The following is a 21,003-nucleotide window of genomic DNA, read 5'->3' on the forward strand; positions in this document are numbered from 1 at the left end:
TATCCTAGTCTCAATGATGAATAACTTCTTGTTTCGGATGGATGGCAATGCGCGGACGCGACGAAGACACCGGTGAATTCCGCGGCGCCAGCCGCAGCCAGCAGCGGCGCGAGGCGCTGGAAATCTTCGACCTGGGCGAAAAGCTGGTGGCGCTCACTCCGGCGCAGCTGGCCAAGTTGCCGGTGCCCGAATCGCTGATCCCGCATATCGAGGAGAGCAAGCGCATCACCTCGCATATCGCGCACAAGCGCCAGCTGGCGTTTCTGGCCAAGCACATGCGCCGCGAGGACGACGAAACGCTGGCCGCAATCCGCGATGCGCTGGATGCCAACAGCGACACCGCGCGCCGCGAAGTGGCCGCGATCCACCGCGTCGAGCGCTGGCGCGAGCGCCTGCTCGCCGAAGGCGACGTGGCGCTGGCCGAACTGCTGGAAACCTACCCGGCCGCCGACCGTCAACAACTGCGCCAGCTGGTGCGCAATGCCATCCACGAGCGGGCCAAGAACAAACCGCCGCGCGCCTACCGCGAGCTGTTCCAGGTGCTGCGCGAGCTGTCTCAGGAGCAGGGATTGGAGAGTGGGGAATCGGGATTGGAAGACGACGAATCGGCGTCGGAAGGCGACGAATAAGGCTCCGCCCGATCCATCCAGCCCCGCAACGGCCATCCCGGCCGTTGCCAATCCCAGATCCCGGCTCCCGGATCCACCCAAGCGGAACCCACCACACCCCCCAGTCCCCGCTGTTGCGAATCCCGAATCCCGATTCCCGAATCCCCGCATCTCAGGCCTGCGTTCCACCAACGGTAATGCCGTCGATCAGCAGCGACGGCTGGCCGACGCCGACCGGCACGCTCTGCCCGTCCTTGCCGCACACGCCCACGCCGTCGTCCAGCGCCAGGTCATTGCCGATCATGCGCACCTTCTGCATGGTCTCCGGGCCGTTGCCGATCAGCGTGGCGCCCTTGACCGGCGCGGTGACCTTGCCGTCTTCGATCAGGTAGGCCTCGGTGGCCGAGAACACGTACTTGCCGCTGGTGATGTCGACCTGGCCGCCGCCGAAGTTGACCGCGTAGATGCCCTTTTTCACCGAGCGGATCATTTCCTGCGGATCGTGCTGGCCGGCGCGCATGTAGGTGTTGGTCATGCGCGGCATGGTCAGGTGCGCGAACGATTCGCGCCGGCCGTTGCCGGTCGGCGCCACGCCCATCAGGCGCGCGTTGTGGGTGTCCTGCATGTAGCCGACCAGCACGCCATCTTCGATCAGCGTGGTGCACTGGGTGGACGTGCCCTCGTCGTCGATATTGAGCGAGCCGCGGCGGCCATCCAGAGTGCCGTCATCGACGATGGTCACGCCCGGCGAGGCCACGCGCTCGCCAATGCGACCGGCGTAGACGCTGGTGCCCTTGCGGTTGAAATCGCCTTCCAGGCCATGCCCCACCGCCTCGTGCAGCAGCACGCCGGGCCAGCCCGGGCCGAGCACCACCGGCATCACGCCGGCCGGAGCCGGAATCGCATCCAGGTTGACCAGCGCCTGACGCAGCGCTTCGCGGGCGAAGCCTTCGGGGCGGCCATCTGCGAACAGTTCGGCATAGCCGTAACGGCCACCGCCGCCGGAGTAACCGGACTCGCGCCGCCCGCCCTGCTCGACGATCACCTGCACGTTCAGCCGCACCAGCGGGCGCACGTCGGCGGCGAGCACGCCGTCGCTGCGCGCGATCAGCACCGTGTCCACCCCGCCGGACAGGCTCACCATCACCTGCTTGACGCGCGGGTCGGCGGCGCGCACGTACTGGTCGATACGGCGCAGCAGATCGACCTTGGTCGCGCTGTCCATGTCGTCGATCGGGTCGGTGGCCGGGTACAGCGCACGGCCGTTGCCGCGCACCAGCGAGCGGGTGGATTGCGCACCACCCTCGCGCGAGATTGCGCGTGCGGACTGCGCCGCCTCCAGCAAGGCATCGCGCTGGATGTCATCGGAATAGGCGAAGCCGGTCTTCTCGCCGGCAATCGCGCGTACACCCACGCCCTGTTCGATGGAATGCGCACCGTCCTTGACGATGCCGTCTTCCACGCTCCAGCTCTCGCGCCGCGAATGCTGGAAGTACAGGTCGCCGAAGTCGATGCCCGGGCCCAGCAGGGCGCCGAAGGTGCGGTCGAGATGGCCGGTGTCCAGGCCGGAAGGAAGCAGCAGCCGGGTTTCGGCCAGAGTGAGAGCGTTATCGGTCATGCAGTCAGGATGGGGCCCGCGCGCCGGGGAGACAAGTCGTTCGGCTGAACATGCGGCACGGCTATCATCGCGGGCCCATCGCCACGCCGACGCCCGCGCATGAAGCTCACTGCCCACGTCCTGGATGGCCATACGCTGGACATCCGCCCCGCCCCGCACGAGCGCGACTGGATGGACGCCACCGACCAGCGCTATGCCTACCGCTGCCTGCCGCTGGCGATCGCCAATGCGCATGGCTGGGAGCTGCTGTGCCAGGCCGGTTTCGAGGCGAGTTGGGACGGGCGCGACAGCCTGGATGCGATCCGGATCAGCGCCGATGCCGGCGCCGCGTCACCGGCCATCAGTCACTTCGGCTACGGCGTGCTGACCTTCCACGTGCCCTGCCTGTTTCGCACCGATGCCGGCATGGATCTGTTTGTCACCGGGCCATTGAACCGGCCCAAGGACGGTATCGGCGCGCTGAGCGGCATGGTCGAAACCGACTGGAGCCCGTACACCTTCACCATGAACTGGAAGTTCACCCGGCCCGGGCAAGTGCGCTTCGAGGCCGGCGAGCCGTTCTGCCATCTGTTCCCGCTGCCGCGCCAGCTGATCGAACAGGTGCAGCCGCAGTGGAAGCCCTTGTCCGAGGCGCCGCAACTGGCGCAGCAGCATGCCGACTGGACCCGCAGCCGCACGCAGTTTCTGCAGGAACTGCCGGATGCGCAGTCGGTCGCCGCGCGCGAGAAATGGCAACGCGGCTATTTCCGTGGCGTCGCCGGTGCCGATCAGGCGCCGGTGCAGGGCCACCGTTCGCGCCTGCGTCTGCCGATGTTCGTGCGCGCCGACAGCGACGGCGACAGTCCGCTCGACTGAGTGCATCGCTGCATCGGCGCACCGGACGTGCCCGCTGACGCGGGTGCCGCGTTCGATCGACTTGCCGCAAGGCCTGAGTGCCCGCGACGACTCAACAGCAACACTCGCCAACGCGCCCGCAACCGGACGCGTCAGCGTGGCGACCGACCGGGCGTGGCTGGCGTTGCGGTGGGCGCGCCTTCTGCAGGCGGCTTGCCGGGCGCCCGCTCGCGCACTTCGCGCTCCACCACGTCCACCTGCGGATCCTTCCACGGCCCGGTGACGTGATAGGTCTTGGCGCCGATCGCCCCGAGCGGTTTGCCGAGCACCGCATTGGCGGCCGCGCCCACCGCCGCTCCGACCGGGCCGCCGGCCACCGCGCCAACCACGGTGAGCAGATTGCCGGCCTTGGGGTTCACGTCCACGGTCTGGTCGAAGGTCTGCGCGCGCAGGTCGGTCTGCCCCCGGATGGCGATGTCGGCGGCCGGGCCTTCGATGCGGATCGCATCGGTGCGCGCGAAGCCCTCGCCGAAGCGCACCTGGCCGTCCAGCTTGTTGAAGGCCAGCCCCTTGGAGAAGAAATCGCGGAAGTCGAACATCAGCCGGCGCGGCAACTGCGCCACGCTGAGCAGGCCGAGCACGCGACCGGCGCCGGGGTCCACTTCCAGCAGTTGGCCGTTGCGCACGTCGATCTTGAGGTCGCCATCCAGCGAACCGAGCGCAAACCCGGTCGGCGAGCCCTGCCAGCCGGCATTGAGTTCCAGCTGGCCTTCGCCGCCGCGCAGCTGGCCGCCCAGGGTGAGGTTCTGCAGCAGGTTGCCGAGGTTGCGGCTGTCCACCCGTGCCGACAGCCGGGTGCTGGCGGAATCGCCCTTGCCGCGCCAGGCGCCGGTCAGGCCGATGTTCTGGTCGTTGGAGCGCAGTTGCAGCTGGTCCACCTGCATGCCGTCGGTCAGCCGGCTGCTGCGCAGGGTGGCCGCGCCCAGGGTCATCTTGCCGACCTGCAGGTCGTCGATGTCCAGCGACAGCGGCGGGATCGAGACCGGGTCGAACTCGGCCACCGCGCGGCGCGCCGGTTCCGGCAAGGCACCGGCCAGCGGATCGCCCGGCTCGGGCACGGCCGGCTCGGCCGGTGCAGCCACCGGCTGCCAGTGCACCGTGCTCAGCTTGCCCTGCACGGCGGCGCCATCGGCATTGGGCACGCTAAGCTGGCCGGCCAGCGACGGGCCGTCCAGGGTCACCGCCACCGCGTCGCGGGTCGGCCGCAGGCGCAGGCGCGTCTGCGGGAACACGCCACCGATCATCAGCAACCGGTCGGCCTGCACATCGACCTGCTGCAATGGCACGGCGTCCTGTTTCGGTACTGCCGGCTGGCCCGGCAGTGGCGGCATGTCCGGCTCGCTGCTGCCGCGCGCCAGGCTGATCCAGTCGATCGCATCCAGCGAGGCAGTGCGGCCGGTGACCACCAGGCCGTTGGCGGGCGGCCGCTCGGTGACCGTGTCGGTGCCCATGACCACGCGCACGCCGGTCTGGTTGCCCTGGCTGCTGGCCTTGAGCGCAACCAGCTTGCCGAAGGCCACGTCGATGTCGCCATCGCCCACCGGCAAGGCCACCCTGACCTGCGTGTCCAGCGGCTGCGTGGCCGCCTTGTCCAAGGGTGCGGGCAAATCCAAAGTGATGCCGACCAACTGCGAGCGCAGCGTCAGCAACGCCTGCGCGTCGGCCTGCCCCGGCGAGGTCAGCGGCACGTCCACGCCCACCTGCCACGGTGCGCTGCCATGCACGTAGGGGCGCAACCATTCCATCTGCGGCGCGCGGTCGAACAGCTCTTTCGCATCCAGGGTAGCGCCAAAGCGCGCCTCGAAGGCCTGCTTGGGGTCCTGCACGAAGCCACCGGCACGCAACGACAACTCGCCGATGCGGCCCTGGTGCTGCACGCTCAGGCGCTCGGCGGCAAAGCCGCTGTCGCGGTACTCGGCCTGTCCACTGACCTGGTCGAAGGCCAGGTTCCAGCGCGCATCGCCCAGCCTGGCCCCCTGCAGCGCGACCGTGCCCTGTAGATGGCCGCCTACACCGCCGGTGCGCAGGGGACGCAGCAGGTCGAAGCTCACCGCTGCCGGGCCGGACACCGTGAGGTTGCGCAAGGTATCGCCGTAGCGCTGCTCCAGCGGGCTCTTGCGCAACATGCCCAGCAGCTGCGCGGCATCAGCCCGGGTGGAGGCGCGCACGTACAGCTCGGAGGTGGCGAAGCTGGGAATGCCCGCCTCCAGCGACGCGATCGGCGCACCGGCCAGCTCGCCCTTGCCCTGCAGGGAAAATCCGTTGCCGATGAAGCGCAGATCGGCCTGCACCTGCTCCATCGCCGGCCAGTCCGGATTGAACGGGATCACGCCGTCGCGGATCTGGCCTAAGGCCTCGAACCGGCCGTCGTTGTTGTCGAACGGCCAGTCGTCCAGGTCGCCGCTGACCAGGCCGGTGCCGCCGGTGATCACGCCACCGGCAACCGCCGTGTCCAGCCAGTCGATGGCCGCCTTGCTCATCTTGGAGCGGATCCAGAACTTGCGCGCCACTGGCAGGGCGACATCGTCCAGTTGCGTGGCCAGCTGGATGCGCGGGCGGCTGCCATCGTTCTGGAACCACAGCCCGCCGCGCACGCTGGCGCCATAGTCCTTGGCCTGCACGCGCAACGCCGGCGTGGCGACCTGCCAGCCGGCGCCGTCGCGCCAGCCCACGATGCTGCCGGCCAGCTGCAACTCGTGCACCACCCCGAAACCGGTCGGCCAGTCGAAGCGCAGCGTGGCATCCGCTGCGGGGTCGAGCTGGATTGCCTGCGCATCGCCATCGATCCGGCCGCGCAGGCCGCTGATGCCCGGCGCGTTGCCCACCGGCAAAAAGCCCAGTTCCTCGATCCGGCCCTGCGCGCGCACCGCTCCGCCCTGCTCGCCGGCGATCTGCAGATCGGCCAGGCGCAACTGCGGCCGTGACAGGCTCAGCCAGCGCCGCAGGCCAGGCGACAGTTGCTCGCTCAAGGCGGCCGCCGCGATCAGGCCCGAGACATCGAGGTGGTTGCCCACCACCGCATAACGGCGCCCGCCGGCAACGCTCAGCCCGTCCAGCCGCTGCAGCCTGGCCGCCTGGCCCAAGCGCAGCAGCGGCGCATCCATGCGCCAGCCGCCGTCGATGGTCTGCCAGCGCGCGCGCGCCTGCAGCCGCTCCCACACCAACGTGCGGCGTGCGGTCTGCTCGGGCAATGCCGCCCCGGACAATCGCAGTTGCTGCAGATCGGCATCCACGGTGACTGCAGTGATCCGGCGCGCGCGCAACTGCGCCCAGGCCTGCAGGCGTCCGCCGCCGCCGTCCACGCGCATGCCGCCGAACTGCAGCAACGCCGCCCAGGCGGCCAGATCGGCCGGGTCGGCTTGTGCATAGGCGCTGCCGTCACCGCTGTCGCGATCGAACGCGATCACCGTGGTCAGCGGTGCGCGCTGCAGGTCGATCCAGGCGCGGCTGCCGACCTTCACCGTCGAGCCGTTGACGCGCAGGCGCAGGTCGATGCGCGGCAGCGTGGTATCCACGCCGATCGACGGCGCGGCCACGCGCAGGCGCGCCTCGGCCACCTGGATCTCGCCGAGCCGGCGCAGCGCTTCCAACGGGTCCGAACGCCGCCCGGCCGGCAGGCCCTGCACCGACCACACGCCATCGTCGCTACGTTGCAGCGTCAGCGCCAGGCCACGCAGACGCACCTCGGTCAGCGAGTGGCCGGGCAACAGGCCGGCGTACATCGCCAGCAGGATTTCGGCTTGGCCCACACGCACCTCGCCATGCGGGCCGATCCGCAGGCCATCCAGTCGCAGCAACGGCCCGCGCCGGGTCCATTCGGTCTGCAGGCGATCGAACGCGATCGGCTGGCCGGCGCGCTCGCTCAGCCATGCGGCGATCTGCTGCGGCCGCTGCTCGGCCAACGGCAACGCCTGGCTGGCCGCGCCCACCAGCAACGCGATCGCCACCAGCGCAAGCGCGGTGGCAGTGATCGCATAGCGGCGAAACAGACGGAGACGGCGGCGCAGCGGGGTGGGCATCAGGGGCGGGGATTGGGCATTGGAGATTGGGGATTGGTCAAAGCAAAGCCGCGCACGGTGCCGTCAAGCGCCATTATCGGACCAAGCCACGCTACCAGAGCCGGCGTTGACCAATCCCGAATCCCGACTCCCCAATCCCGGACTCACAGCAGCACCACATCGAACTGCTCCTGCAGATACTGGTCGTCGGACTGGAAGCGGATGCTCTTGCCGAGGAATTCCTCCAGCTCGGCCACCGCGGCCGACTCTTCGTCGGTGATGCGGGCGACCACCTTCGACGAGGCGATCACCAGCAGCCGCGCCGCATCGAACTGGCGTACCGCGCGGGTGATCTCGCGGAAGATCTCGTAGGTCACCGTTTCGGCGGTCTTGATGGTGCCGCGCCCGCTGCACTGGCCGCAGGTTTCCGACAGCTGCCGCTCCAGGCTTTCGACGGTGCGCTTGCGGGTCATCTCGACCAGGCCCAGCGGCGAGAATTCGTACACGGTGGTCTTGGCGTGATCGCGCGCCAGCGCTTTCTCCAGCGTGCGCAGCACCTGGCGGCGGTGCTCGGCATCGTCCATGTCGATGAAGTCGATGATGATGATGCCGCCCAGGTTGCGCAGCCGCAGTTGCCGCGCCACTGCCTGCGCGGCCTCCAGGTTGGTGCGGAATACGGTTTCCTCGAGATTGCGCTGGCCGACGAACGAACCGGTGTTGACGTCGATGGTGGTCATCGCCTCGGTCTGGTCGATCACCAGGTAGCCGCCGGACTTGAGCGGCACCTGCTTGTTCAGCGCGCGCCCGATCTCGTCCTCGACCCCGTACAGGTCGAAGATCGGCCGGTCGCCGGTATACAGCTCCAGTCGCTCGGCCAGCACCGGCATGTACTTGGCCACGAAGGCCTGCAACTGCACGAAGGTCTCGTTGGAGTCGACCTTGACCTTTTCCACATCGCGGCGGATCAGATCGCGCACCGCACGCAACGGCAGGCTCAGGTCTTCGTAGATGATGCTGCACGGCGGCGCCTCGCGGCCGCGCCGCTCGACCACGTTCCAGACCCGCGACAGGTAGGCGATGTCCTCGGCCAGCGCCTCGGCCGGCTGGCCTTCGGCGTTGGTGCGGATGATGTAGCCAAAGCCGCCGTGCTGGGCCGAGACCTCGCTGACGATGGTCTTCAGGCGCAACCGCTCGGCCTCGTCCTCGATCCGCGCCGACACCCCGACGATCTTGGATTGCGGCAGCAGCACCAGGTAGCGCGAAGGAATACTGATCTGCGTGGTCAGCCGCGCGCCCTTGGTGCCGATCGGGTCCTTGACCACCTGCACCACGATCTCCTGGCCGTCGCGCAGCAGTTCCACGATCGGCACCGCAGCCGCCGGCGGCGGCGGGATCGGGGTCTCCTCGGTATCGACCACGCTGGCCGGTGCCGGCGCCGGGCGCACCACGTCGTTGGCGTGCAGGAACGCGGCGCGCTCCAGGCCCAGCTCGACAAATGCCGCCTGCATGCCCGGCATCACCCGTTGCACCTTGCCCTTGTAGATATTGCCGACCACGCCCCGGCGCCAGCCGCGCTCGATATGCAGCTCCTGCAGCATGCCGTTCTCGATCACCGCGACGCGGGTTTCGCGCGGGGTGACGTTGACCAAGATCTCTTCCGACATCAATGCGCTCCGAGGGCTGTGAGCAACTGCGAGGTGTGAAACAGCGGCAATCCCATCACGCCGGAATAGCTGCCGGCCAGATGGCTGATAAAACGTTCGGCGCGGCCTTGGATCGCATACGCGCCGGCCTTGCCCATCGGCTCGCCGCACGCAACGTACGCGGCGATCTGCGCAGCATCGAGTGGCGCGAAGGTCACCTCCGACACCACCAGCGTCTGCACCGGGGCGCGTTGCGCGCAGACTAGAACCACGGCCGTGAGCACCTGGTGGGTACGCCCGGACAGCAGGCTCAGCATGGCGATCGCATCGTCCGAATCGGCCGGCTTGCCGAACACCCGCTCGCCCAGCACCACCTCGGTATCGGAGCCGAGCACGATCGCATCGGGGTCGCTGGCCTGCACCTGCGCCAGGCCGGCACGCGCCTTGTCCAGCGCCACGCGCTGCACGTATTGCGCAGGCGATTCGTCGGGCGCGCGCAGTTCGGGCACGTCCAGTTGCAGGGTCTGGAAAGGCACATCCAAGCGTTGCAGCAGTTCTTGCCGGCGCGGCGACCGGGAGGCGAGATAGAGCATCCGTCCAGCATACCTGTTGCCCCTCCCCGCCCGCTTGCCGATCCGGGCGGCAGTGGTCGCGTTCGACTCACAACATGTTCATCGAACCGGCAACACGCTTCCCCTACAGACAAGGAGATCTCATGCGTACCACCCTCAAACCGTTGTTGCTGGCCCTGTCCATCGCTGCCGGAACCGCCATGACCGCCCACGCCCAGACCGCTCCGAGCTACACCATTCCCAACGACGGCACCCTGCTCAACGTGTCGGCCGAGGCGGAGGCCAAGCGCATACCGGACATCGCCACGCTGTCGGCCGGCGTGGTCACCCAGGCCGCCGACGGCAACGCCGCCATGCGCCAGAACGCCGAACAGATGAGCAAGGTCATGGCCGCGATCAAGGCCGCCGGCATCGCCGACAAGGACGTGCAGACCACCGGCATCAACCTCAGCCCGCAGTACACCTACAAGGAAAACGAAGCGCCCAAGATCAACGGCTACCAGGCCAGCAACACGGTCAGCCTCAAGGTCCGCGACATCTCGCGCCTGGGCAAGGTGCTGGATGCGCTGGTCGCCCAGGGCGCCAACGACATCAACGGCCCCAGCTTCTCGGTCGACCAGCCCGAACCGGCCTACGACGAGGCCCGCGTGGCCGCGCTGAAGAAGGCCCAGGCCCGCGCCGACACCTATGCCAAGTCGCTCGGCCTGAAGGTGCGCCGCATCGTCAGCATCTCCGAAGGCCGCAGCGGCGGCGGCGTGCGTCCGATGATGATGGCCGCCTCGATGCGCTCGGCCAAGGCCGAGATGGACACCCAGGTCGCCCCGGGCGAGAGCACCTTGTCGATCAACCTGGACGTGACGTTCGAGTTGGGTCGTTGACCTGACCGCAACCGCGTTCGGTTTGCTTTCCAGACTGCCCTCCCCGAGGGCAGTTTTTTATTGGGCACGCCAAAAGTTGTGTTGCCTCGCCTTGCGATGACACCTGCCCCGCTTCCGACACGAGTCAGACGTGCCAAATGTGTGCGGATTGATGGGACCGGGGCGAATCGACCAGCCGACCTCCAGCGCGTCGAAATCGCTTGTGCCCGCGCAAGGCTCGCGGTAAACCTACGCTACCGGATGGTGTAGTGCGTCCGGGTCGCGCTGGTCCTTTCCGCAGTTCCGTTGAGGAGGTGGATGATGGTTCGCACGCAATCGCAGGTTTCTTCCCGATCCACCGGCATCGACACCTCGCGCGTTCTGGCGATGAGCACGGCGGTGGCCTTGCATCTGCTGGCCGGCGGGTTGTTGTTGATACCGCTCTCGTACCGGGCGGTTCCGCAGCAGCCCGCACCGAAAGAACGCTGGGTCATGCCCATCACCATCGAGACACCTCCGCCACCGGTGTTTCCGATCGAGGTGAAGTTCAAGCCGAAGGCAACGCACACACCGCCGACCACGGTGCCGGTGCAGGTGCAGACCCCGGTGATCAGTGAGCCCGCGGTGGTCGACAACGCAACGTTCGCCTTACCTGCGGTCTCGGAGGCGGTGTCTGACAGCGCGCCGGCGATTGCCGCGCCCAGCGGCCCGGTCGAGGCAGGCCAGTTGCAGTACCTGAGCTCACCGGCGCCGAGTTACCCGGTGGCGGCACTGCGTGCCGGGCAGCAGGGCACGGTGCTGCTGCGCGTGTTGGTCGGCACCGATGGGCGCCCGGCCGAAGTCAGCGTGCAGACCAGCAGCGGTCATCGCGCGCTCGATCTGGCGGCACGTAGCCAGGTGCTGCGCAACTGGCGCTTCCAGCCGGCGATGCAGAACGGCCAGGCCGTGCAGGCCTACGGCCTGGTGCCGGTGAGTTTTTCGTTGAACTGATGCGTCATCACCTGCGGCGACCCGGATGCCCGGTCGCCGCATGGTCTGGCGTTGCGCAGCCGGCTGCTGCAAGACCACGGTTTCAGCTGTTGCATGCGCATCGTTGCAGTGCGCCTTGCGTGCACGCGACGACGTGCGGTCTCGCGGATCGGGTTGAGGATGCGCGCGTCTACTCGCCCGCACACCCATCTCGAAAGCGCAGCGGCGACGCGCGGCATACTGCCGTCGCGATGCCGCTTAGGCGCGGTGGTACGGGTGATTGGCCAGCATCGCCGCAGCGCGGTACAGCTGCTCGGCGACGATCAGGCGCACCAGCATGTGCGGCAGGGTCAGCGGGCCGATCGACCAGCTTTCGCTGGCGGTTTTCAGCACCTCGGCGGCGTGACCTTCGGGGCCGCCGATCAGGAACGCCAGATCGCGGCCCTGCCCGCGCCAGTGCTCCATGCGCTGTGCCAGCTGTTCCGAACTGAGCGGGCGGCCCGGGATATCCAGCGCAACCACGTAGGCGTTCTTGGGCAGCGCGGCGAGCACACGGCGGCCTTCGTCGTCGATGGCGCGTTGTGCATCGCGGCCCTTGCCACGCAGGCCGGGTTCGATCTCGACCAGCTCCAGCGGCATCCAGTGCGAGAGACGTTTCTGATATTCGGCAAAGCCCTGCGCCACCCAGGCCGGTGCGCGCTCGCCGGTAGCGATAAGTCGGCATTTCATGACCACATGATATCCGCGTCACAGCTTGGGCATCGGAACCGGGGCGATCACAGCGGTGTCATGGTGCGGTTACAGCGAGCTTCTAGGGTCGGCGCACTACCCAGCCCGCAGGAGTCGTTCGATGCCGATTTTCGATCCCGCCCGCCGCCAGGTGCTCAAGGGCAGCGCTGCCGTGATGGCCGCCGGTGCGCTAGGCAGTTTGAGTGCGCTGCAGTCGCGCCAGGCCCAGGCCGCCAACAGTTCCTCGCCGCCGCTGCAACTTGCCCCGGTGCCCAGCCGGTACGGCCCGCTCGCGCCGGTCGCCGACCAGAGCACCGGACTGCCGCTGCTGCAGCTGCCGCGCGGTTTCAGCTACCGCTCGTTCGGCTGGAGCGGCGACCGCATGGACGATGGCCAGCCCTGCCCCGACCGCCATGACGGCATGGCCGTGGTCGGCCTGCGTCGGCCCGACTGGCGTCCGGGCAGCGATCCGCTGCGCGGCCTGGAATACGTGCTGATCCGCAACCACGAACGCGGTGCGACCACGCCGTTCCGCGCGCCGGCGATGTACGACACCGGCATCGTCAGCGGCACCCAATCCGCCGGTGGCGGCACCACCACGCTGAGTTATGGCCGCCGCGGCTGGGGCAGCCTGGAGCCCAGCCTGGGCGGCACGCTGGTCAACTGCGCCGGCGGCCCGACCCCGTGGGGCACCTGGCTGAGCTGCGAGGAGATCAAGACCAACGCGGTATCCAGCACCGGCCGCAAGCACGGCTATGTGTTCGAAGTGGACCCGGACAGCCAGCGCACCACCGGCCGCCCGCTGGTCGGGCTGGGCCGCTTCAGCCACGAGGCGGTGGCGATCGATCCGCGCACCGGCATCGTCTATCTCACCGAGGACGACCGCAACAAGGCCGGGCTGTACCGCTTCATTCCCAACGACCGCCGTGGGCGCAATGGCTCGCTGGAAAACGGTGGCCGGCTGCAGGCCGCACGCGTGCGCGGGCGGCGCAATGCCGATCTCACCGTCGCCAGCATCGGCCAGCAGTTCCAGCTGGAATGGGTGGACATCGAAGAGCCGGATCTGGACAGCATCGCCGCGCCGGCCGGCTTTGCCGACATCGGCGCCAACGACACCCTGAGCGGGCCGTTTGCGCAGGCCTGGGCAGACGGTGCGCTGCGCATGAGCCGTGGCGAAGGCATCTGGTACAGCTACGGCAAGCTCTTCATCGTCGACACCAGCACCGGCGTGGATGCGCAGGGCCGGCGCGGCTACGGCAACGGCGCGGTGTGGGTGCTGGACCTGTTCACCCAGCGCCTGAGCGCCCTGTTCGTCAGCGGCAATCAGCTGGCCGCGCACAACCCGGACAATGTCACCGTCAGCGCGCGCGGCGGCGTGGTGCTGTGCGAAGACGGCGGCGAAAGCCCGGACGAATACGGCCCCGGCGCGCGGCTGCTCGGGCTGACCCGCGGCGGCGAATCGTTCTATCTGGCCAAGAACAATGTGCAGCTCACCTCGCAGCAGATCGCCGATGCCGGCAAGACCATTGCCGAGGGCGACTACCGCGATACCGAGTTCTGCGGCGCCTGTTGGGATCCGCTGGCGCGCACCTTGTTCGTCAACATCCAGACCCCGGGCATCACGCTGGCGATCACCGGGCCGTGGGAACGCGGGCCGTTGTGAGCCTGCGGCCCTGAGCTGGCTGTCTTAGGCATAGGGCAACGGCCAGCGCTGCCGAACGGACCGGCCTCCGTTCGGCAGCGTCGCTCCGGCCGCCGGCACAACGCCAGGCATGCACGCGTCCCGATTGCAGGGCTGGCAGCGTGTCCAGCCAAGGCTGCGCGCCGCACGCGCGCGCGCGATGGCGGGTGTGCAAGCCGCCAACCACCATAAAGACCGGGATCAGAACCAGGGCGCGTCGGGCGCGCCCGCCATGGCACGCTGTCGCTTCAACCAGCGCTTGAACGATTGCGGGTCTTCCAGCTCGCGCAGGCCACGGCGCGCGTCCAGCAGGTCGTCTTCGACTTCGCGCTTGAGTTGGGCCATCAAGCGGCCCAGTCGCTCCGGCTTGGGGCGCGACGGCAGCTCCAGCCCGTATTCGGCGCAAAAGTCGTCCGACTGCTGCTGCACCTGCTGTTGCAGCAGCCTGCACTGCCGATCCAGTTCGCGGTTGTAGTCCTGCAGGCGCGCGGCGCTCATCGCATCCACGCCTTGGGCGTCCATCAGGCCGATCTCGGCCTGCAGTTCGAGCAGACCCAGCAGATCACCGGCCTTGTAGGCCGCGTTGAGCCGCTGCATCAGGATGGTGCGCGCGGCGTGGTCGTCGGCGCCCTTGGCGCGGTCCGGATGCAGATTGCCGGCCAGCTTGCGATACAGCTCGCGCAACGGAGGCGGCTCGGCATTCTCCCCAACTGCCTTGTGCTCGGCACGCTTGCGCCGTTGCGTGTGGCGTTGCTGTTGCTGCGCACGCTCCTGCTGCAGGCGCTCGCTGACGCGCTCGTAGAGCTGTTCGGGCGAATCGATGCCATCCAGCTCGTCGGCATCCAGCCCGTAGGCCTGGCCGAGGATCTGCTTCATCAGCGCATCGGATTCGGCGACTTCCTGGTCGTAACCGGCTGCGCTGTGGCGATCGTAGATCGGGCGCAGTGACGCGTGGCCGGCCTCGATCAGCGGGGCGGCGATATCGCACAGCAACTCGGACAGGAAGGCGCGGTCGGCCTTACCCAGTTTGACCGTGGCATACGCACGGTCGAGCTCTTCGACCAGGGCGATGTCGGCCGCGCGGCGGTGGTCGAGCAAGGGCTGCAATTCGGCGTGGTAACGCTCGCGCCATTGCGCGAGTGCAAGCTGCCAGGCCTGCAGGTCGGCACGATGCCGTTCCAGGTCGCGCAGCAATCGGTCGAAGCGCTTGCGTGCCGGCGACAGCGGCGCGCCGGGGGCGTGCGCGCCCTGGCTGCGCAGCTGTTGCAGCGCCTGCGAGGCAGGCGCATCGGTCGGGGGTCGGGCATTGCGCGGCATGCCCGGCTCACTCACTCTTCGGGATCGGCTTCCGCATCGTCCGGACGCTGGTCGCCCACCGTCCACAGACGCTCTAGCGCGTAGAACTCGCGCACGCGCGGCAGCATCACATGCACCACCACGTCGCCCAGGTCCACCAGCACCCACTCCGCCTCGCGCTCGCCTTCCACGCCCAGCGGCATCACGTCCAGGCGCTTGGCGAACTTGACCACTTCTTCGGCGATCGACTTCACGTGGCGGGTCGAGGTACCTGAGGCGACCACCATGTAATCGCAGACGCTGGACTTGCCGCGCACATCGATCTCGACCACGTCCTTGGCTTTCAGCTCCTCCACGGCCTCGCGCACGGTGGCCAGCAGGGCCGGCACGGACGGCGGCGGATTCGGGATGGAGGTCTTGATGACTTGGGCTTGGGTGGTCAAAGCGGGCAACTCGATGGAATTGGCGCGAATTATAGGCCGGTCCGGCCGGCTGCGTGTTCAGCTAGTCGGCGGGGCGCAGCCGTAGAGGCCTTCGTGCGCGATAAATGCCGCCACCGATGCCGGCAGCAGCGCCTGCCAGTCGCCGCCGGCGGTGATGCGCGAGCGCACCGCGCTGGCCGATTCACCGCGCAACGGCTGCTGCAGCGACCACAGGCGGCCTGCGGGCGAGGTGCCCAGCTCGCCCGCCCTGGCGGCCCAGCGGCCCTGCACTGCCGCGGCGAGCTGCGGCGCGGCGGCCAGGTCCAGCGGCGTGCCCGGACGCGCGGCAATGACGAAATGCGCCAGTTCGAACAAATCTCCCCACTGATGCCAGCTGCTCATTCCGACGAAGGCATCGGCACCGAGCAGCCAGGCGATCGGTGTCGTGGGGCCGAGCTCGGCGCGCAGCGCGCGCAAGGTGTCGACGGTGTAGGACGGCGCATGGTCGCGGCTGGCGCGTTGCAGCTCGCGGGTGTCCAGCGCCAGCCCGGGGGTGTCGGCCAGCGCCAGCTCCAGCATGCGCGCGCGCTGCGCTGCGGTGGCGCCGGGTGCGGGACGGTGCGGCGGATCGGCGGCCGGTACCAGGTGCACCAGCGCGCCCAGTTCGTCGCGCGCGGCGCAGGCGATGGCGAGGTGGCCCAGGTGGACCGGATCGAAGGTGCCGCCGTAGTAGAGGTGGAGCTGGGATTCGGGATGGAGCCGGGATTCGGGAATCGGGATTCGGGAATCGGAAGAGCGTGGGTTCGGCGCTGCCGGGTGGGAGTTGGTGGGCGGCGAGGTATGGGCTGCGCTGCTAGAGGGGGTCGCAGCTGCGGTCTGGTCGGGGGTTGCGCTGCTTGGGGAGGCGGGGCGCGCGTCGCCGTCGGCGGCATCGCCGGCCTTCACGCCAGCAATCTCACCGCGCGGGATTCGGCCACGGCCACCAGCAGGCGTTCCAGGCCGACCCAGGGGTCGCCGTCGGCGCGGCCCTTGGCCATGCGGTCGACCCGCGAGGCTTCGGCGACGAAGCGCTCCCAGCGGCGTGGTTCGGGGTGCCGTTGCAGCGCGCGCTTGAACGGCGCCTGGCGTGATTCCCACAGGCCCTGTGCCTTCATTTCGGCAGCGAGGTTGCCGCCGTTGGCCTGCACCTTGGCCAAGGACGCGGTGCGCAGCAGTTCCTTGATCAGGATCGGCATCAGCGCGGCCACCGCCTCGCCTTCGGCGCGCAGGCCGGCGAGCATGCGGATCGCTGCGGCCGGCTGCCCGGAGAACGTGGTTTCGGCCAGGCGGAACACGTCGTAGCGCGCGGCATCGGCGACCAGCGACTCCATCGCCTCCAGGTCCAGCACCTTGCCATCGGCCAGCAGCACCAGCTTGTCGATTTCCTGCGCGGCGGCCAGCAGGTTGCCTTCCACCCGCTCGCTCAGGCGCTGCACCGCCGCGGCGTCGGCACGCAGGCCGTGACTGCGCAGGCGGCGCTCGATCCAGTCGGACAGCTCGTGCGGCTTGATCGCCCAGGCCACCGAAATGGTGCCGATGCGGCCGATCGCATCGGCCCATTTGCCCTGGTGCGCCTTGCTCCAGTCGTTGGCGGTGATCAACAGCACCACATCCGGCGGCGGGTTGGCGCAGAAGCGGGTGATGACCTCGGCGCCGTCCTTGCCCGGCTTGCCGCTGGGCAGGCGCACTTCCACCAGCCGGCGCGGACTGAACAGGCTGGGCGCGTTGAAGGTCGCATCCAGCTGGTTCCAGTCGAACTCCCGGCCATCGGCGTCGAAGACTTCGCGTTCGCTGATGCCTTCGGCGCGCGCGCGTGCGCGCACCGCATCGGCTGCCTCCAGCACGCGCAAGGTCTCCGGACCGGCGATCAGGTAGACCGGCTGCAGCGGCTGATTGGACTGGCCTGCGAGCTGTTCTGGGCGAAGTTCCATGACTAGGTAAGTTCCATCACTACGAAGGCACACGCCACTGCACCGTCACGCACAAGACAGCGTCGGCAGCGATCGTCTGGGCACGGTCACCGCGCAGCAAGCGCGACATGCGCCTGGCGCAAGCCAATTCCGCACAGCGTGCGCGGTTGCCCGGCAGATGCGCGGACGGGACGATCACCAGTTGCTCAGTTATTCGACGAAGACGCGGGCGGCAGCGAAGCCGGCACGCTCGATTCCGGCGTGGACGGCTGCACCGGCGGTGTGGTGGCTGGCTGCAGCGGCGCGCTGGGCGTGCTTTCCAGCGTCTCGCCGCGCTCCACACGCGCGCGCACGACGCTGTCGATGCGACGCAGGATCGAGGCCGACATGTCCTTGCGCAGTTCGTTGGCGAGGATCTCGCGCTCAGTCGCGGTGCCGGTGGCATCCACCGGTGGCGACACGTAGTCGCGCGACAGCTCGATCACCTGCTGCGGCACCAGCACCGAGCCGTTGGCGGTGGTGACGGTGAAGATGGCCGCATAGCGCAGGCTGTATTCCTGCGCGCGGCCCTGGCTGTCGATGGCGATCGGCAGATCGCCCCAACGCTCGGACAACACCTGCACCTGCGCAAAGCCGGTCTTGGCATCTTCGTCGGCCAGGGTGGCGCCGGCGGCCTTGAGGCCACGCCGCAGCAACTTGGCCAGCTCGCTGTACTGCACCGCGGACTGCACCTTCACCGCGGGCGTGTCCGGCGGCAGCGCCAGCGAGTTGCGCAGATGGAAGCCGCAGGCGGTGAGGCTCGAGACCAGCACGAGGGACGCAGCGAAGGCAGTAGGAAATCGAATCATGGGCACAGTCTGGATGAGCGCCCCGGCGGCGGCAACAGGCGGCTAGCCTGCCCGACACCGCGTGAACGGGGCTTGAGAGGGCACCGCGAAAAACGCGGCGCCCGGGAATGACAAACGCGTCGCCACGCGCCGGTGAAATGAATGACCACACGCCACTGCGGCAATCTCACCTGCGCGTCGCCACGCCGGTCCGCGACACTGCACGGACCGGCGTGGCAACGATCAGCCCGCCACGATATTCACGATCTTGCCGGGCACGATGATGATCTTGCGCACGCTCAGCCCTTCCAGGAACTTGGCCGCGTTCGGCTCGGCCTGGGCCAGCGCTTCGATCTGCTCGCGTCCAACATCGGCGGCCACCTCGATGGTGCCGCGCAACTTGCCGTTGACCTGCACCGCCAGGGTCAGCGCGTCGCGCACCAGCGCGGCGGCATCGACCTGCGGAAACGCGACATCTTCCAGCAGCGTCTCGCCGTGGCCCAGCACCTGCCACAGGGTGTGGCTGGCGTGCGGGGTGATCGGGTTGAGCAGCAGCACCATCGCTTCCAGGGCTTCCTGGCGCACCGCACGGCCCTGCGCACTGGCGTCGTCGAACTTGGCCAACGCGTTGGACAGTTCCATCACCGCGGCGATCGCGGTGTTGAAGCTGTGGCGGCGGCCGTAGTCGTCGCTGACCTTGCCGATGGTTTCGTGGGTCTTGCGGCGAATTGCCTTCTGCTCGGCGCTCAGCGCGGCGGCGTCCAGTGCAACGGCAGCGCCCTCGCCCACATGCTTGTGCACCTGCACCCATAGCCGGCGCATGAAGCGCGCCATGCCATCGACGCCGGCCTCGTTCCATTCCAGCGACTGCTCCGGCGGGGCGGCAAACATCGAGAACAGCCGCACCGTATCGGCGCCGTACTTGGCCACCATCGACTGCGGGTCCACCCCGTTGTTCTTGGACTTGGACATCTTCTCGGTGCCGCCGATGTGCACCGGCTGGCCGTCGGCAATCAGCACCGCGCCGGTGACGCGGCCGCGCTCGTCGCGCTGGATCTCCACGTCGGCCGGATTGATCCAGTCCTTGCCGCCGTTATCGGCATCGCGATAGAAGGTGTCGGCGATCACCATGCCCTGGGTGAGCAGGTTGGTCACCGGCTCGTCGCTGTCCACCAGCCGCGCGTCGCGCATGAGCTTGTGATAGAAGCGGAAGTACATCAGGTGCAGGATCGCGTGCTCGATGCCGCCCACGTACAGGTCGGCCGGCATCCAGTAGTTGGCGCGGCGGTCGACCATGTCGCGTGCGTTGGGGCTGGTGTAACGCGCCACGTACCAGCTCGACTCCATGAAGGTGTCGAAGGTGTCGGTCTCGCGCTCGGCCGGGCCGCCGCAATCCGGGCAGGTGGTCTGGCGCCAGGTCGGGTCGGTCTTGATCGGCGAACCGGTGCCGGCAAATTCCACGTTCTCCGGCAGCACCACCGGCAACTGGTCTTCCGGCACCGGCACCGCGCCGCACTTGGCGCAATAGATCACCGGGATCGGGCAGCCCCAATAGCGCTGGCGGCTCACGCCCCAGTCGCGCAGGCGGTAATTGACCCGGCGCTGGCCCTGGCCCTTGCGCTCGAAACGCTCGGCCAGTGCCTCGAAGGCGCCGCCGAAATCCAGCCCGTCGAACTCGGCCGAATTGATCAGCTCCAGCGGGCGGCTCTTGTCGGTGTACCAGTCGCGCCACTGGCTGGCGTCCCAGCTCTGCTCGTCGTCGTTGCGCGGCTCGCGCAGCTTGACCACCTGCACGATCGGCAGCTTGTACTTGTTGGCGAACTCGAAATCGCGCTGGTCGTGGCCGGGCACCGCCATCACCGCGCCGGTGCCGTAGCCCATCAGCACGAAGTTGGCCACCCACACCGGCACCTGCTCGCCGCTGATCGGATGCACCGCGGTCAGGCCGGTGGCCATGCCGCGTTTTTCCTGGGTTTCCAGCTCGGCTTCGGAGACGCCGCCGTGCTTGAGCGTTTCCAGCAGCGCGGCCAGCTCCGGATTGGATTTGGCCGCATGCAGCGCCAGCGGATGCTCGGCGGCGATCGACACGAAGGTCACGCCCATCAGCGTGTCCGGGCGGGTGGTGAACACGCGCAGCGGGTCCAGCGGTGCGCCGTCGGTGTCGCGCACGTCGAACTGGATCTCCAGCCCTTCCGAGCGGCCGATCCAGTTGCGCTGCATGGTCTTGACCGAATCCGGCCAGCCGTCCAGCTGGTCCAGGCCGTCGAGCAGTTCCTGCGCGTAGTCGGTGATGCGCAGGAACCACTGCGGGATCTCGCGTTTTTCCACCAGCGCACCGGAGCGCCAGCCGCGGCCATCGATGACCTGCTCGTTGGCCAGCACGGTCTGATCGATCGGGTCCCAGTTCACCACCGCGTTGCGGCGATAGGCCAGGCCCTTGCGCATCAGGCGGGTGAACATGCGCTGCTCGTGCACGTAGTACTCGGGCGTGCAGGTGGCGAACTCGCGCGACCAGTCGATCGCATAGCCCAGCGATTTGAGCTGGCCGCGCATGTGGTCGATGTTGGCGTAGGTCCACTTGGCCGGCGCGGTCTTGTTCTTGATCGCCGCGTTTTCCGCCGGCAATCCGAACGCATCCCAGCCCATCGGCTGCATCACGTTGTGGCCGGTCATGCGCTTGTAGCGGCTGACCACATCGGAGATGGTGTAGTTGCGCACATGGCCCATGTGCAGCGCACCGGATGGGTACGGCAGCATCGACAGACAATAGAACTTCGGCTTGTCCGAAGTTTCGTCGACCTGAAAGGCGTGGGTGGCATCCCAGAACTGCTGGGCGGAGGTTTCGACCTGCTGCGGGTCGTAGGCGTTCGGTTCGACGGTGGACATTGGGAGCGGATGCTCGGGCGGTGCAAAGCGGCACAGGGTACCGCAGTGCAGCAG

The 21,003-nt window shown here is 68.4% G+C and carries 16 protein-coding genes; 5 read left to right on the forward strand and 11 right to left on the reverse strand.

The annotated features are described in order from the left end of the window. Positions 1-47: 47 nt before the first annotated feature. Positions 48-629 (forward strand): ribosome biogenesis factor YjgA, encoded by a 582-nt coding sequence (gene yjgA, locus GGR73_RS08150; protein WP_102256558.1) that lies wholly within the window; start codon positions 48-50, stop codon positions 627-629. A gap of 151 nt (positions 630-780) precedes the next feature. Here the strand turns inward: yjgA and tldD are convergent, their stop codons facing one another. Further along, the gene (gene tldD / locus GGR73_RS08155) at positions 781-2,226 is read right to left on the reverse strand and encodes a metalloprotease TldD (protein ID WP_184456348.1); all 1,446 of its coding nucleotides are present in this window, start codon (positions 2,224-2,226) and stop codon (positions 781-783) included. 99 nt (positions 2,227-2,325) lie between these two features. Between tldD and GGR73_RS08160 the strand changes: the two genes are divergently transcribed. Beyond that, complete coding sequence (locus tag GGR73_RS08160) at positions 2,326-3,081, forward strand: DUF6065 family protein (protein WP_104593234.1); 756 nt, start codon at positions 2,326-2,328, stop codon at positions 3,079-3,081. Positions 3,082-3,212: 131 nt separating this feature from the next. Here GGR73_RS08160 and GGR73_RS08165 read toward each other — a convergent pair whose 3' ends face one another. From GGR73_RS08165 to GGR73_RS08175, 3 genes are all read right to left on the reverse strand, one after another. Continuing rightward, a complete protein-coding gene (locus tag GGR73_RS08165) occupies positions 3,213-7,139 on the reverse strand; it encodes a YhdP family protein (protein WP_184456350.1) in 3,927 nt (1,308 codons plus the stop codon). A gap of 143 nt (positions 7,140-7,282) precedes the next feature. Further along, on the reverse strand, positions 7,283-8,782 hold the full coding sequence (gene rng / locus GGR73_RS08170) for a ribonuclease G (RefSeq protein WP_016903751.1): 1,500 nt from the start codon (positions 8,780-8,782) through the stop codon (positions 7,283-7,285). Further along, positions 8,782-9,354: a Maf-like protein gene (locus tag GGR73_RS08175; protein ID WP_184456352.1), complete on the reverse strand. Its 573-nt coding sequence runs from the start codon at positions 9,352-9,354 to the stop codon at positions 8,782-8,784. Before GGR73_RS08175 ends, rng begins: the two co-directional genes overlap by 1 nt. 122 nt (positions 9,355-9,476) lie before the next feature. Here GGR73_RS08175 and GGR73_RS08180 point away from each other — a divergent pair, with 122 nt between their 5' ends. Together GGR73_RS08180 and GGR73_RS08185 are read left to right on the forward strand one after the other, a co-directional pair. Beyond that, the gene (locus GGR73_RS08180) at positions 9,477-10,211 is read left to right on the forward strand and encodes an SIMPL domain-containing protein (protein WP_065049755.1); all 735 of its coding nucleotides are present in this window, start codon (positions 9,477-9,479) and stop codon (positions 10,209-10,211) included. Between the two features lie 297 nt (positions 10,212-10,508). Then, a complete protein-coding gene (locus tag GGR73_RS08185) occupies positions 10,509-11,180 on the forward strand; it encodes an energy transducer TonB (RefSeq protein WP_184456354.1) in 672 nt (223 codons plus the stop codon). 237 nt (positions 11,181-11,417) lie between these two features. Here GGR73_RS08185 and rlmH read toward each other — a convergent pair whose 3' ends face one another. Continuing rightward, on the reverse strand, positions 11,418-11,888 hold the full coding sequence (gene rlmH, locus GGR73_RS08190) for a 23S rRNA (pseudouridine(1915)-N(3))-methyltransferase RlmH (protein ID WP_016903756.1): 471 nt from the start codon (positions 11,886-11,888) through the stop codon (positions 11,418-11,420). Positions 11,889-12,009: 121 nt separating this feature from the next. Here rlmH and GGR73_RS08195 point away from each other — a divergent pair, with 121 nt between their 5' ends. Continuing rightward, the gene (locus GGR73_RS08195; protein WP_104569794.1) at positions 12,010-13,551 is read left to right on the forward strand and encodes an alkaline phosphatase PhoX; all 1,542 of its coding nucleotides are present in this window, start codon (positions 12,010-12,012) and stop codon (positions 13,549-13,551) included. A gap of 219 nt (positions 13,552-13,770) precedes the next feature. Here GGR73_RS08195 and GGR73_RS08200 read toward each other — a convergent pair whose 3' ends face one another. The 6 genes from GGR73_RS08200 to leuS form a co-directional block, all read right to left on the reverse strand. Continuing rightward, entirely contained in the window at positions 13,771-14,886 is a 1,116-nt protein-coding gene (locus tag GGR73_RS08200) for a J domain-containing protein (RefSeq protein ID WP_184456356.1), read from the reverse strand. Positions 14,887-14,897: 11 nt separating this feature from the next. Then, positions 14,898-15,308 (reverse strand): ribosome silencing factor, encoded by a 411-nt coding sequence (gene rsfS, locus GGR73_RS08205; protein WP_016903759.1) that lies wholly within the window; start codon positions 15,306-15,308, stop codon positions 14,898-14,900. 57 nt (positions 15,309-15,365) lie between these two features. Continuing rightward, the gene (nadD, locus tag GGR73_RS08210; protein ID WP_184456358.1) at positions 15,366-16,232 is read right to left on the reverse strand and encodes a nicotinate-nucleotide adenylyltransferase; all 867 of its coding nucleotides are present in this window, start codon (positions 16,230-16,232) and stop codon (positions 15,366-15,368) included. After that, complete coding sequence (gene holA, locus GGR73_RS08215) at positions 16,229-17,257, reverse strand: DNA polymerase III subunit delta (protein WP_047126816.1); 1,029 nt, start codon at positions 17,255-17,257, stop codon at positions 16,229-16,231. Before holA ends, nadD begins: the two co-directional genes overlap by 4 nt. Before the next feature lie 185 nt (positions 17,258-17,442). After that, complete coding sequence (locus tag GGR73_RS08220; protein WP_024939734.1) at positions 17,443-18,084, reverse strand: LPS-assembly lipoprotein LptE; 642 nt, start codon at positions 18,082-18,084, stop codon at positions 17,443-17,445. Between the two features lie 222 nt (positions 18,085-18,306). Continuing rightward, positions 18,307-20,949: a leucine--tRNA ligase gene (leuS, locus tag GGR73_RS08225; protein ID WP_104590048.1), complete on the reverse strand. Its 2,643-nt coding sequence runs from the start codon at positions 20,947-20,949 to the stop codon at positions 18,307-18,309. Positions 20,950-21,003 lie beyond the last annotated feature (54 nt).

The organism is Xanthomonas sp. F14 (assembly GCF_014199865.1).